Annotated in this window: 16 protein-coding genes; 13 read left to right on the top strand and 3 right to left on the bottom strand. The window is 35.8% G+C overall.

Annotated features, from left to right (window positions below):
• Positions 1-4: 4 nt before the first annotated feature.
• From porG to BLV35_RS00880, 3 genes are all read right to left on the bottom strand, one after another.
• Positions 5-688, bottom strand: a complete 684-nt coding sequence (porG, locus tag BLV35_RS00870; RefSeq protein WP_091083337.1) for a type IX secretion system protein PorG — start codon at positions 686-688, stop codon at positions 5-7.
• 171 nt (positions 689-859) lie between these two features.
• A complete protein-coding gene (locus tag BLV35_RS00875; RefSeq protein ID WP_091083342.1) occupies positions 860-1,744 on the bottom strand; it encodes an NAD kinase in 885 nt (294 codons plus the stop codon).
• A gap of 72 nt (positions 1,745-1,816) precedes the next feature.
• A complete protein-coding gene (locus tag BLV35_RS00880; RefSeq protein WP_091083346.1) occupies positions 1,817-2,473 on the bottom strand; it encodes a CBS domain-containing protein in 657 nt (218 codons plus the stop codon).
• A 116-nt stretch (positions 2,474-2,589) separates the two neighbouring features.
• On the opposite strand from BLV35_RS00880, the gene BLV35_RS00885 reads away from it, so the two are divergent.
• The 13 genes from BLV35_RS00885 (at position 2,590) to BLV35_RS00945 (ending at position 13,620) form a co-directional block, all read left to right on the top strand.
• Positions 2,590-3,303: a pyridoxine 5'-phosphate synthase gene (locus BLV35_RS00885; RefSeq protein ID WP_091083350.1), complete on the top strand. Its 714-nt coding sequence runs from the start codon at positions 2,590-2,592 to the stop codon at positions 3,301-3,303.
• Positions 3,304-3,435: 132 nt separating this feature from the next.
• A complete protein-coding gene (locus BLV35_RS00890) occupies positions 3,436-4,203 on the top strand; it encodes an alpha/beta fold hydrolase (RefSeq protein WP_091083353.1) in 768 nt (255 codons plus the stop codon).
• A 48-nt stretch (positions 4,204-4,251) separates the two neighbouring features.
• Positions 4,252-4,596: a phage holin family protein gene (locus BLV35_RS00895; RefSeq protein WP_091083357.1), complete on the top strand. Its 345-nt coding sequence runs from the start codon at positions 4,252-4,254 to the stop codon at positions 4,594-4,596.
• 101 nt (positions 4,597-4,697) lie between these two features.
• Positions 4,698-5,063, top strand: coding sequence for a hypothetical protein (locus BLV35_RS00900; protein WP_091083361.1), 366 nt, complete (start codon positions 4,698-4,700; stop codon positions 5,061-5,063).
• Between the two features lie 152 nt (positions 5,064-5,215).
• Complete coding sequence (locus BLV35_RS00905; protein WP_091083364.1) at positions 5,216-6,082, top strand: DUF3347 domain-containing protein; 867 nt, start codon at positions 5,216-5,218, stop codon at positions 6,080-6,082.
• Between the two features lie 32 nt (positions 6,083-6,114).
• Positions 6,115-6,594: a TlpA family protein disulfide reductase gene (locus BLV35_RS00910; protein WP_091083369.1), complete on the top strand. Its 480-nt coding sequence runs from the start codon at positions 6,115-6,117 to the stop codon at positions 6,592-6,594.
• Between the two features lie 4 nt (positions 6,595-6,598).
• Positions 6,599-7,102, top strand: a complete 504-nt coding sequence (locus tag BLV35_RS00915) for a heavy-metal-associated domain-containing protein (protein ID WP_091083373.1) — start codon at positions 6,599-6,601, stop codon at positions 7,100-7,102.
• Positions 7,102-7,914: a hypothetical protein gene (locus BLV35_RS00920; RefSeq protein WP_091083376.1), complete on the top strand. Its 813-nt coding sequence runs from the start codon at positions 7,102-7,104 to the stop codon at positions 7,912-7,914. Before BLV35_RS00915 ends, BLV35_RS00920 begins: the two co-directional genes overlap by 1 nt.
• Before the next feature lie 53 nt (positions 7,915-7,967).
• Entirely contained in the window at positions 7,968-8,678 is a 711-nt protein-coding gene (locus BLV35_RS00925; RefSeq protein WP_245711993.1) for a DUF3347 domain-containing protein, read from the top strand.
• Positions 8,679-9,149, top strand: a complete 471-nt coding sequence (locus BLV35_RS00930) for a heme-binding domain-containing protein (protein ID WP_091083380.1) — start codon at positions 8,679-8,681, stop codon at positions 9,147-9,149. It abuts the gene before it with no gap.
• 5 nt (positions 9,150-9,154) lie between these two features.
• Complete coding sequence (locus BLV35_RS19610; protein ID WP_073352071.1) at positions 9,155-10,435, top strand: efflux RND transporter permease subunit; 1,281 nt, start codon at positions 9,155-9,157, stop codon at positions 10,433-10,435.
• Between the two features lie 7 nt (positions 10,436-10,442).
• Positions 10,443-12,380, top strand: coding sequence for an efflux RND transporter permease subunit (locus BLV35_RS19615; protein ID WP_091084801.1), 1,938 nt, complete (start codon positions 10,443-10,445; stop codon positions 12,378-12,380).
• Positions 12,367-13,620 carry a TolC family protein gene (locus tag BLV35_RS00945; RefSeq protein WP_091083384.1) on the top strand — a complete coding sequence of 418 codons (1,254 nt, stop codon included), beginning with the start codon at positions 12,367-12,369 and terminating at the stop codon, positions 13,618-13,620. The genes BLV35_RS19615 and BLV35_RS00945 overlap by 14 nt, the downstream gene beginning before the upstream one ends.
• The last annotated feature ends 1 nt before the right edge of the window (position 13,621 follow it).

Here is a 13,621-nt window from a genome sequence, read left to right on the forward strand (position 1 = left end):
TTTCTTAGTCTGCACAGTAGCATGGTTTTTCTCCAAAGGTATACGTTAACGTTAACCCTGAAAAAACGTACCAGTCATTATTATTTATATTTCCAAATTGCAATGGTTTCAAACTTTCATCTTTCGGATTGCTTCCATCTAGATTGTCAGTAAGTGTGTATCGCACTCCCATTTCTAAACCCAGTATTAAACTAGGGGTAATGTTTGATTTTATTCCTACAATCATAGGTATTGCAAAGGAATTTGCACCCTCATCTTTTTTTGTTTCTCCTGACAATATATACAACTCATCATATCTGAAATAACTAATCCCAGAATATACATAAGGCGTGATTTTACGCTCCAATTGATGAAGATTAAAATCAAAAAAATTGAATTCAAGGCCTAAAGATACTTCTTTTATATTATTTTCAAAACGATAGCCTCTTTGGTTTCTGCTGGGTTCTTTTGAATCAAGATCATTTGAAGTGATTTTTGATTGGGTGTACGAAAAACGATAAGCATGTCTTGGACTTTTATTGTATTTATAAAGTATTCCAAAAGCAGGTTCGTTCGGGGCTATATAGGTTGTAGGTCCAATGTCTCCTATGTAGTTACTTCCGCCCAGAAAAACTCCTACTTCATGTATTTGTGAATACGTCGTCATACTCAGGAATAAGCATATAAATAAGCCAAAAGTTTTATTCATTTTGTTTGAAATTGCGTGCAAATATAATAATTATCGTTTCGAATCAATACCGATTAGCTTAAATGTGCCCATTTTTAAAGAATAGGCACTATTATCGATATCGGATAAGGATTTGTTAAAAGCGAAACGAAAAAATGGGATACAATAGTATGTTTTGGAAGTAAAAAAGATTTAATTTCTTTTGTCTTCACCCCACAATAATTTGGTGCGCAGTGTTTTTAGAAAGGTTTCTTCGGGGATTTCGACCATGTTTATTTGAAAGGGCGTTTTTCTAATAGTCAGTATGGATTCGTTTTTCACAGAAGTGATTCTAGAGTCTAATGAAACCAGGTAATGCTCTTCTCTTCCTGAAACTTTTAATCTGATTTCAGTTTCATCGGGAATCACTAGTGGTCTTGCATTCAGGTTGTGAGGAGCAATAGGTGTTATTACGAGGCTTTTTACATCTGGGGTCAATATAGGTCCTCCGCAACTTAAGGAATAGCCTGTTGATCCTGTAGGCGTTGAAACGATTAATCCATCAGCCCAATACGAATTTAAAAACTCACCATTAAGGTAGGTGTCGATTGTTATCATCGAAGTAGTGTCTTTTCGACTTACCGAAATTTCGTTCATGGCAAAATTTATGTCTTGCAGTGCCTCATTTGGAGGGGTGCAGGACAAGCTCAATAATGTTCTTTTGGATAGCGTATATTTTTCTTCAATTACAATTTGTAGAAATTCATCGATATTCTCCTTTTGAACCGTAGCTAGAAAACCAAGTCTTCCTGCATTAATACCTAAAATAGGGATTCCGGAATCTCTTACCAGCGTAGCTGCTCGTAATATAGTTCCGTCGCCACCTATACTAATTAGCATGTCAAAACTTTGATCTAATTCTAAATGGGATGAAAAAGTATTGTACTCTTTTTGCACAATTCCCTTTTCATAAAGCATTCCCAAAAAAGTAGATTCGATAACTAATTCTACATTGTTTTTATTAAAAAAAATGAAGATGTCTTTTATAATGGGTTCTGTACTATTTTGATAATATTGACCGTATATGGCTACTTTCATTATTTTGTTGAATCGTTTGTTTGTAAAATCGTTGATTTGAGAGAAAGCTTAGATTGGTAACTTGGCAAACAGTTATATATTAAGGTATTTGTCTAGGTAGTCTGAGCGTTCTTTTAAACTACTGATATAATTGTCTTCTTGGTGTTCTGATATTATTTCGTAATTGTATCTTCTGAAAGTTTGGACTATTTCATTAATGGCACCTAAGCTAATTTTCATCGTCACTTCAATGCTGTCCACATCAGATTCAGAAATAAACAAGCCTAAGAGTTTCCCGTTATTGCTCTCTACTATTTGTGTAATCTGGCTCATGGAATAATCTAATACGCCTTTTTTTACCTTTATAATTCTTCCCTGCTCTTTCAAAAAGGGAGTTTGGTGAAAAAAACTCATAATGTCGTCTATCTCATAGTAGCCGATATAGTTGTTATTTTCATCCAAAACAGGAATCAGGTTTGTATGGTTTTTTGCAAAAACTTCCAATACTTCGAGCCAAATTGAATTTGTTCTCGTGAAAAAACTGGCGAGAGTATATCTGTAATCAATTACCTTTTTGTCATTATCAAAAGTTTCAATGTCTTCAGATGAGATACTACCAATGTAAATGCCTTCTTCAACAACAGGAAAGTGTGAAAAATTCAAATCATCAAAAAAGTCTTTAACAGACGCAATAGTCTCTTGGCTGTCAATCGCTTTAAAGTCAGTAGTTATGTAGTTTGTAATTTCCATCTTAAGTAAATCCTCAATTTTTATGCAAAATAATCAAAAAAAGGCAAAATCTCCTACCTTTTACTTTGTATTTTTGTATCCATTATACAGTTATTTCATAATCAAAAAGTATTCCAATGACAAAGTTAAGTGTAAACATCAACAAAATAGCTACTTTACGTAATGCCCGCGGAGGAAATGTGCCTGACTTATTAAAAGTGGCTACTGACATTCAAAAATTTGGTGCGCAAGGAATCACCATACATCCACGTCCAGATGAGCGTCACATCCGTTATCAAGATGCTCGCGACCTAAAAGCAATCGTTTATACCGAATTCAATATAGAAGGAAATCCACAACATAATTTTATCGATTTGGTTTTAGAATGTAAGCCAGAACAAGTGACTTTAGTACCTGATGCTATCGGGGCTATAACCTCATCTGCAGGTTGGGATACGGTAAAAAACCAAGCGTATTTAACGGAGATGATTCAAGAATTTCAACGCAATGGCATTCGTACCTCTATTTTTGTAGATCCACGATTAGATATGATCGAAGGTGCTAAGCATACTGGAACGGACCGAATAGAATTGTATACCGAAGCTTTTGCTCATGAGTACGGTTTAGGGAATAAAAACGGAATAGATCCTTATGTAAAAGCGGCTGTTTTGGCTAATGAATTGGGATTAGGAATCAATGCAGGACATGATTTGAGCTTGGAGAACATTCAGTTTTTTAAACAAAACATTCCCGGATTACTGGAGGTTTCTATTGGTCATGCCTTAATTGCTGAATCATTATATCTTGGTTTGGAGAATGTGGTCAACATGTATTTACAAAAATTAAAATAAGATAATTAGGGCGTGACCCGCTAAAAAGCGGGTCGGGCTATGCGCTGCAATCTTTAATAGTATTTCGCTATGGCTCTATACTATTAAAGGATTTTCGCTGCTATCCCTCACGCGCTCGTGAAATCAAACAATATGTTATATTCAAAAATAGAAGGCTCAGGAAAACCACTTTTAATTCTGCACGGATTTCTGGGAATGTCAGACAATTGGAAAACACTTGGCGTGCAGTTTGCAACAGAGGGGTTTGAAGTTCATATGTTAGATCTTCGCAATCACGGACGAAGTCCTCATTCTGAGGAGTTCAGTTATGAGTTAATGGCTCAGGATATTCTGGAGTACTGCAATGGTCATAATCTAACAAATGTAGATATGATTGGGCATTCCATGGGAGGTAAAACGGCAATGCTTTTTGCGACCTTGTATCCGGAAATGGTAGACAAACTTATTATCGCCGATATAGGACCCAAATTCTATCCGCAACACCATCAATCTATATTGGGAGGTTTGAATGCAGTCGATTTTGCTAAAAAACCAAGCCGGTCTGAAGTAGAAGATACGCTTTCAGAATATATAACGGATTTTGGGACTAGACAGTTTTTAATGAAAAGCTTGTTTTGGCAGGAGCCAGGACAATTGGCTTTTCGTTTTAATCTGGCCGTTTTTAATAAAAAAATGGACGAGATAGGAGTGGCTTTGCCAGCAACTTCGGTTTTTGAGAAACCAACCCTTTTTATTCGTGGAGGAAACTCTAATTATATTTTAGACAGTGACGTTGAAAATATAAGAGCGCATTTTCCAAAAGCAACGGTAGAAACAATCCCAAATGCAGGGCATTGGCTTCATGCCGAAAACCCGGCCTTGTTTCATGAGTTAGCAATTTCTTTTTTTAAGGAAATTTAGATAATTTAAAAAAAGTAGTACTTTTAATAAAAATTTAAAATAAAAAACATGAAATTAATCATCAGAATTCTTATTACATCGGCTTTGGTATTACTGATCGCGAACTTAATGAAAGGAGTTCATGTGGCAGGTTTTACTACGGCTTTAATTGTAGCAGTTGTTCTTGGACTACTTAATATATTTATCAAACCTATCTTGGTTATTTTAACATTGCCAATTACTTTTATAACTTTAGGGCTGTTTTTATTAGTCATCAACGCATTGATTATTATATTATGTGATAATATTGTAGGAGGATTTAGTGTAGATTCATTCTGGACCGCACTGTTTTTTAGTATTATATTGTCCATCTTGCAATCTATCATGTATAAAATATTAGGAGAAGATAAGTAAGGAGAATATTGAAAATATAGTAGTACTTTACTTGTTTTAACAAATTTTTAATGAGGCGCTACTATATTTTTAGTAATTTTGAAATCTATTACAGAAAAAAAATGAAAAAATTCCACATTTTACTAATCGTTTTGTTTGGCTTCGTTATGATGCCAAATACGACTTTTGCGTGTGGAAATTCAGATAGTGGTTCTTGTACCATGGAAATGTCTTCTAAGAACAAGACTAAAGATTGTTGCAGTAAGGATTCTCAATCTAAAAACAACAAGCATAACGGTTGCAATGGAAAATGTGGAAAGGCTTTATGTAGCACTCCTTCTGTAAATACAGCAATACCCTCGGCTTTTCAATTTGAAATGCAGAGTGCTAATTTTAATTTTTCAGCTGAAAAGCAAAAATTTTATCAAACGATATCCTTTACTTCTGCAGGATATTCTTCACTTTGGCTTATTCCTAAAATAGGCTAAATTCTTTATTGACAGCCATTAGTGTGTCAAATTCGAAGCAAATCTTGCTTTAAATCATTTATTTATCGGCTATTACCAAATCTGTGAATCATAGCTTTAATGCTTTTGTTTACCCATTGGTCTAGCGTATTCACTTCTAATTTATTTATTATATGAACTCAATTAAAACAGGATTGATGGCAATAGCTCTATTGTTATCAGTCACAGCAGCTACTGCGCAAATTAAAAACACTAAAACTGAAACCGTAAAAATATTCGGAAACTGTGGTATGTGTGAAACGAATATAGAGAAGGCAGGGAGCCTCAACAAAGTGGCGATGGTTGATTGGAATAAAGACAGTAAAATGGCGACAATTACCTACGACGCCAAAAAAACAAATTCAGACGAAATCCTAAAGCGCATCGCTTTGGCGGGTTATGACAATGAAAAATTTCTTGCCCCTGTTGATGTGTATGACAATCTTCACGGCTGTTGCCAATATGATAGAGAGGCTAAGCTAGCGGTAACGACAGAAGAGTCTAAAACGGAAATGAACCATGATAATCATTCTAATCATACTGAAGTTGCAACACTAGACAAACAAGAGGTAAATCAATTAAAAACAGTTTTTGATAATTACTTTTTGTTAAAAGACGCACTAGTTAAGTCAGATGGCGTAAGCGCTTCAGCTGTTTCAAAAGATATGTTGGTTTCCTTAAATGATGTAAAAATGAATGAGCTGTCAATGGATGTTCACATGGTATGGATGAAAGTGATGAAAGATTTGAAGACTGAATCAAATATAATTTCTGAAACTCAAGACGTCAAAAAACAAAGATCTTCATTTACAACTTTGTCAAAAAATATGTATGAGTTGATAAAAGCAGCTAAATACGAATCTCCCGTATATTATCAATTTTGCCCTATGGCAAACGGCGGGAAAGGTGCCAACTGGTTAAGTAAGGAAAACGCGGTTAAGAATCCATATTACGGTTCTCAGATGATGACTTGCGGCAAAACTGTTGAAACAATCAAATAATTCAGCAAATGCTGTTTTAAAAAAATAGATCAATGTTGAAAATATGGAATATAATTCTGAGCTGTAGTTTACTGTTTGTTTTTTCAGTTGCAAATGGACAAATGAAATTGGGGGATACTTTACCCAGTCTCAAACTTCAAAGCGATAAGAATACAGAGGTTGAGCTAAGTTCTTTCAAAGGAAAAACTGTTTTAGTTGATTTTTGGGCTTCATGGTGCGGACCTTGCAGATTGGCCAATAGGAAATTGGTAAAATTGTATGATTCCTATAAAGGTAAAGAATTTGAAATTATAGGGATTTCAATCGATACGGATAAGGCAAAATGGTTGAGCGCCGTTGAGAAAGATAAAATGAGTCACCAGCAATTAATAGACTCAAAAGGATTTGATGCTCAGACGGCAGTTGCTTTTGGAGTAGAAGAATTGCCCTCTACTTATCTTTTTGATACCGCAGGGATATTAATTGTGATTAATCCAACGGAAGAACAAATTATCGCTCAAATAAATAAATAGACAAATGAAAACACTAAATATAAAATTTTTAATGGTAGTACTTTTAGCTTTGATATCAAGTACAAAGTTCTATTCCCAAATCTCAAAAGCTGAAATTAGAGCAACTGGACTCACTTGTTCGATGTGTTCTAATGCAATTAACAAACAGCTTAAAAAAATGACAGAAGTGGATAGCGTAGCTACTGACTTGAACACAAATACCTTTGTGGTCTACCTCAAAAAAGAGAATGCTTTAAGTCCTATGGTTTTCAAAGAAAGTGTTGAAAAGGCAGGTTTCTTTGTTGGCTCACTAGAAGTTACCATGGCATCTAGTCAATTGAAATCAAATCCAAATTACATTTTAGTTGAATCTAAGGAAGAAGTTCCAAATAAAGAAGTCGTTGTTAGAATTCTAGACAAAGGATATGTGACCGAAAAAGAACACAAGAAGTTGGTGAAGGCCTATTCGAAAACAGCAACTTTTGCCTTGAACAATGAGGAGGACTTTCACATTAAATTAGTAAACTAATGAAGAAGGTTATTGTAGTTCTGGTTTTATTTATAATATCCCAAAGCATAAAGTCACAGGAGCTTTTTGTAGTTACAGATTCGGCGAGCAACGTGCCGACAGGTTCTTTAAGCATCCGTTTAGGACAATCTGCATTCAAAGAGAAATTTGAAGATGGGTACAATTATCATTTTATGCCCGAAGTTACATGGGGAATGAATAAAAATTTAATGTTTCGTGCATCGGTATTTGTAAGTAATCGAAATACCGAATTAGTAACCGAAGGGGCAGGTTTCTATAGCAAATATCGGATTTATTCAACAGATGATTTGAACAGTCATTTTCGTCTAGCGGTTTTTGGGAGATACAGTTTTAATAACGCGGATATTCACCAGGAACAAATTGAAATTATGGGACACAATACTGGTTTTGAAGCCGGAATTGTTGCTACAAAATTAATCAATAAGGTAGCCGTTAGTTCGTCTGTCAGTTTTGAAAAAGCATTAGACAATAAGCCGAATTATCTTTTTCCGTCCACACAAGGAGATAACGCAACAAATTACACTTTGTCTTTCGGTAAATTGATGTATCCCAAAAAATACACGAGTTACAAACAAACAAATATTAATTTAATGGTCGAATTTGTAGGTCAAACGATTAACGAAAATGGGAAATCCTATTTAGATGCCGTACCTGCAGTTCAGTTCATCATCCAAAGTCAGGCGCGAATTGATATCGCCTATCGACATGAGTTATACAGTTCCATGCTGCGGTCAGCTCCCAATGGGGTTTATTTGAATCTTGAATATACGTTTTTTAATGTCTCTAAATAATCAGGTTGAAAAACCGGAATTAAAATCTAACAATAATTTAAAATCTATTAAAAATGAAAAATCTAATAAAAATGAAAAAAATAATTCTTTCAACAGTGCTAATGGCAATTGTAGTAGTAGGCTGTAATCAAAAAAATAAGCAAGAAGAGTCCGTAAATCCAGAAGCAACAGAAAACACATCGCAATTGTATTCATGTCCAATGCATCCTGAAGTTACTGGGAAACAAGGAGAGGAATGTTCTAAATGCGGAATGGAATTAACGGAACCAGTAGCTCAAACGGAAACTGTTTCTGAAGAAGTAAAAACAGTAAAAGTAGCAGCAACTCCATTTTCGGCAACTGTAGACGCTAATGTAAATGACTATTTGAAAGTTAAAAATGCACTTGTTAAAGACGATTCAAATGGTGCAGCAGCAGCAGCTAAGGCTTTATTGGCAACTTTTAATGCAGCAAATACGACTTCAATTGATGCGAAAATGAAAAAGGAATACATTGAGATTGCAGATGATGCCAAAGAACATGCTGAACATATTGCTGACAACTCTGGAAAAATAGCGCATCAAAGAGAACATTTTGCACTATTGAGTAAAGACATGAATGATATGATAAAAACTTTCGGAACCAATAAAAAATTATATCAAGACTATTGCCCAATGTACGATCAAGGTAAAAGTGGGTATTGGATAAGCGAACTTACGGATATTCAAAATCCATATTATGGATCAGAAATGTTGACTTGCGGTGGAATGGTAAAAGAGTTGTAAATGAGCTCAATCATCAAAAAAATAGCCCTTTCGGGTAGTGCCATTTTTTTGCTGATGCAACTGTATCAGCCCGAACGTAATATAGATTATGTACGGGTTTCACCTATGCATTTTTTTAAAACATTTTCGGTTCCTGCAAAAGTTCAAGATGTTCTACAAACTTCTTGTTTTGACTGTCATAGTAATAACACCAACTATCCTTGGTACTCCTATGTTCAGCCTGTACGAATGTTGATGGATAGTCATATTAACGAAGGGAAAGAAAATTTGAATTTCAGTGAATTTGGTACGTATTCAAAACGGAAACAACGAAGCAAATTAGATCGAATGATCAAACAAATAAAATCAGATGAAATGCCTTTGGCTTCTTACACCATGATACATAGAAATGCTATACTCACTAACGAGAATAAAGCGTTATTATTAAAGTGGATCGAAAAAAAGAGCGACAGTATTTTAGCAAATAATTAATCCTAATGGTAGAAAAATTAATATCATTCTCACTAAAAAACCGAGTTATTGTGTTGCTCGTTTCCGCCTGCTTATTTGGTTGGGGGATTTATAGTGTGCAGCAAAATCCCATCGATGCCATTCCTGATTTGTCAGAAAATCAGGTTATTGTTTTCACGGAGTGGATGGGCAGAAGTCCGCAGGTAATTGAAGATCAGGTGACCTATCCTTTGGTCTCCAATTTACAGGGGATCCCGAAAATTAAGAATATTCGTGCTTCTTCCATGTTTGGAATGAGTTTTATCTACATCATTTTTGAAGATAACGTAGATCCTTATTGGGCAAGAACCCGAGTGCTGGAACGATTAAATTATGCACAACGATTGTTGCCGCAAAATGTAGTTCCCACTTTAGGGCCTGATGGTACCGGTGTAGGGCATATATTTTGGTATCATTTGGAAACCAATGGAATGGATCTAGGTGAGCAAAGAGCATTGCAGGATTGGTATGTGAAATTTGCTTTGCAAACCGTTCCGGGCGTAGCTGAGGTCGCTTCCTTTGGAGGTTTTGAAAAGCAATATCAATTGGTTTTAGATCCTTTGAAAATGCAGTACTATAATGTTAGTATGATGGAAGTGATGAAAGCCGTAAAGACGAGCAATAATGATGTTGGAGGGCGGAAATTTGAAATGAGCAACATGGCTTATATCGTTAGAGGGCTTGGCTATATAAAGAACATCAAAGATGTGGAAGAAATTGCCATCAAAAATTATAATTCCGTTCCCGTAAGAGTAAAAGATATCGGTTCCGTTCAAATGGGCGGAGATTTACGTCTGGGTATTTTTGACGCAAATGGAGAAGGTGAAGTAGTGGGAGGAATAGTGGTGATGCGTTACGGCGAAAATGCCGATAAGGTAATAAAAGCGGTCAAACTGAAAATGAAAGAAGTCGAAAAAGGATTGCCGGAAGGAGTCTCCTTTAAAACGTCTTATGACAGAAGCGAGTTAATTGAAAAAGCGATCGAATCAGTTAAAGGAACTTTAATCGAAGAAATGATTGCGGTGTCAATAGTGATTCTTCTTTTTCTTTTTCATTGGAGAAGTGCAGTGATTATTCTGATACAGTTACCAATATCTGTTGCTATAGGATTTATTTTACTCCAAGCTTTTGGGATTTCATCCAATATTATGTCGCTCACGGGGATCGCCTTAGCTATTGGTGTTGTGGTTGATGATGGAATAGTCATGGTCGAAAATGCCTATAGAACCATCTCTGAGAAACAAGAAGAAATGGATAATAATCAATAATCAACCGATGAAAAAGTTATTTAAAAAAATATTTAAAAAAGAACACGATCCATTGTCGGCTGATGAAAGAATGAAGCTAATTGAATCTTCCTCTAAACTTGTTGGCCCTGGAGTTTTTTATTCGACACTGATTGTGATTGCTTCTTTTTTGCCCGTTTTTCTACTAACGGGAATGGAAGGAAAGCTATTCAGTCCATTGGCTTGGACAAAATCATTTATACTGATCGTAGATGCGTTTTTAGCCATTACGCTTACTCCGGTTTTAATCAGTTACTTGCTAAAGGGAAAATTACGTCCAGAGAATAAGAATCCAATCAATAGAAAACTGGAAAGTTGGTATACTCCAATTCTAGTTTTTTGTTTAAAATGGAGAAAAAGTGTTTTGGTGGTAAACTGCATTGCTTTATTAATAGGAGGGTTGATGTTTACGCGTCTCGGTTCAGAGTTTATGCCTCCTTTAGATGAAGGTTCGATTTTGTTTATGCCTGTAACCTTACCCGATGTTTCTAATTCTGAAGTGAAAAGAATATTGCAGGTTCAGGACAAAATAATAAAATCAATTCCCGAGGTCACTCATGTTTTGGGAAAAGCGGGAAGAGCCAATACGGCAACGGACAACAGTCCTATAAGTATGATTGAAACGATTATTTTGCTTAAACCTCATAACGAATGGAGAGCGGGTAAAACGAAAAGTGATATCATCGATGAAATAAATAATAAACTGCAAATACCGGGGGTAACCAATGGCTTTACGCAGCCTATTATTAATCGAATAAATATGCTTTCGACGGGAATCAGAACAGATGTTGGAGTGAAAATTTATGGATCAAGTCTGGATACCATCGAAGCTTTGGCACAAAAAATTAAAAAAGCATTAGAAGGAACCGAAGGAGTGAAAGATTTGTATGCCGAACCAATAACTGGTGGGAAGTATATTGACATTGAAGCAAAACGAGAAGCAATTGGTAGATACGGTCTGACCATTGATGATGTGAATAATGTTGTTGAAGCGGCAATTGGCGGAATGACATTGACGACCACCATTGAAGGGAGACAACGCTTTTCTGTAAATGCCAGGTATGCGCAGGAATATAGAAATAGTATTGAGTCCTTAAAAAAATTGCAAGTGCAAACTATGGAATACGGACCAATACCATTAGATGCTGTCGCTGATATAAAAATAAGTGATGGGCCGCCAATGATAAACAGCGAAAACGCCATGCTTCGTGGGAGTGTTTTGTTTAATGTTCGGGAGCGCGATTTAGGAAGTACGGTAGAGGAAGCACAAGATAAACTCAATACCATGATGACGAAATTGCCAAAAGGCTATTATGTCGAATGGAGTGGACAATGGGAAAATCAGATTAGAGCCAACAAAACATTATCACTGATATTGCCTATCGTTGTACTTATCATATTCCTGATTTTGTATTTTACCTATAACTCGATGAAGGAAGCTTTGATAACGATGATAACGGTTCCTTTTGCTTTAATAGGCGGGATTTTTATGGTTTATTTTTATGGAATTAATTTATCCGTTGCCGTGGCAGTAGGTTTCATCGCACTGTTTGGGATGGCGATAGAAACGGCCATGATCATGACTATTTACCTGAATGAGGCCATGAATAAAATGGTTGCCAAATATGGTAATAGCAGTGAGGCAATCACTACGGATATTTTAAGAGAATACATTATTGATGGTTCGGCAAAAAGGCTGAGACCAAAATTAATGACGGTATCAGTTTCTCTATTTGGATTAGTACCCATTCTTTGGGCGACAGGAACGGGCGCTGATGTGATGATTCCCATTACGGTTCCGCTTATTGGAGGAACAATCACCTCTGTCATATATGTATTATTAGTAACCCCTATTGTTTTTGAAATGACAAAACAACGTGAATTAAAGACAAAGGGAAAAATAGATCTTATCGATGCGACACATTAAATATTACATCATAATCAGTTGTTTGCTGTTAAACGCCACTGCCGCAGTAGCGCAAACACTTTCGTTGGATGCTGTTTTGACTACCGTTAAAACGAATAATCCGCAATTAAAAATGTACGATGCCGATATACAGAGCATGGATGCAGCGGCAAAAGGAGCACGCAGTTGGATGGCACCTCAAGTGAACACGGGCTTGTTTATGACTCCTTATAACACTAAAATGTGGAAGGGAGACGAAATGAATCCTGGTATGGGGGCTTATATGATAGGTGTTACTCAAATGATTCCAAATGCTTCAAGGCTAAAAGCCGATTCTAATTACATGAATGCCATGTCTTCAGTTGAGGTAGAAAATAAAAATTATACCGTGAATCAATTGAATGCGTTGGCAAAAACGAATTATTATCAATGGATCGTATTGGATAAAAAAATAAAAATAGCCAATGAGAATTTATTGCTTTTAGAGTACATGATTAAAAGCATGGAGATACGCTATCAATATAATATGGACAAATTGCCAACGTATTATAAGGCAAAGTCACAATATAGCGCTTTAGAAAGCATGGTCGTAATGCTGAAAAATGAGATTTCGCAAAAGAAAATTACGCTGAATACTTTGATGGCAAGAGACAAAAATACTGTTTTTGAAATCGATCCTGATTTTACTTTAAAGGAGTATAATTTTATGAAATTGGATACGGTATCGCTTTCTGAAAACCGAAGCGATGTACGAGCTATTGAAAAAACAATCGTCTTAAATCAGTTGAAAATAGACATTGAGAAAGCAAAATTGTTGCCCGAGTTTGGTGTGAAATATGATCACATGTTTGCTTTTGGGAATCGTCCGCAACAATTTTCCTTGATGGGAATGATTACAATTCCCATGCCTTGGTCATCAAAAATGAATAAGGCGAACATCAACAGTTTTAAATTAAAAAATGAAAGTTTGGATTGGCAAAAACAAATGATTCTGAACGAAGCAACAGGAATGATTTCAGGTATGCAAGCGGAGCTTAGTAACTTAAAGAAGCAATATGAGATTGCCGACAAAAGCATCATTCCGGCATTGCGAAGAAATTATGACACTTCAATTATAGCTTGGCAAAACAATACAGGAGATCTATTTGTGGTGTTGGATGCCTGGGAAGCATTGAATATGGCACAAATAGAAAAGTTAGACAAGTTGCAGGCCATATTGAGCACTCAGGTAGAAATTGAAAAACAACTGGAAACGAAATAAT

Source organism: Flavobacterium gillisiae, from assembly GCF_900107635.1.
GTDB classification, from domain to species: domain Bacteria; phylum Bacteroidota; class Bacteroidia; order Flavobacteriales; family Flavobacteriaceae; genus Flavobacterium; species Flavobacterium gillisiae.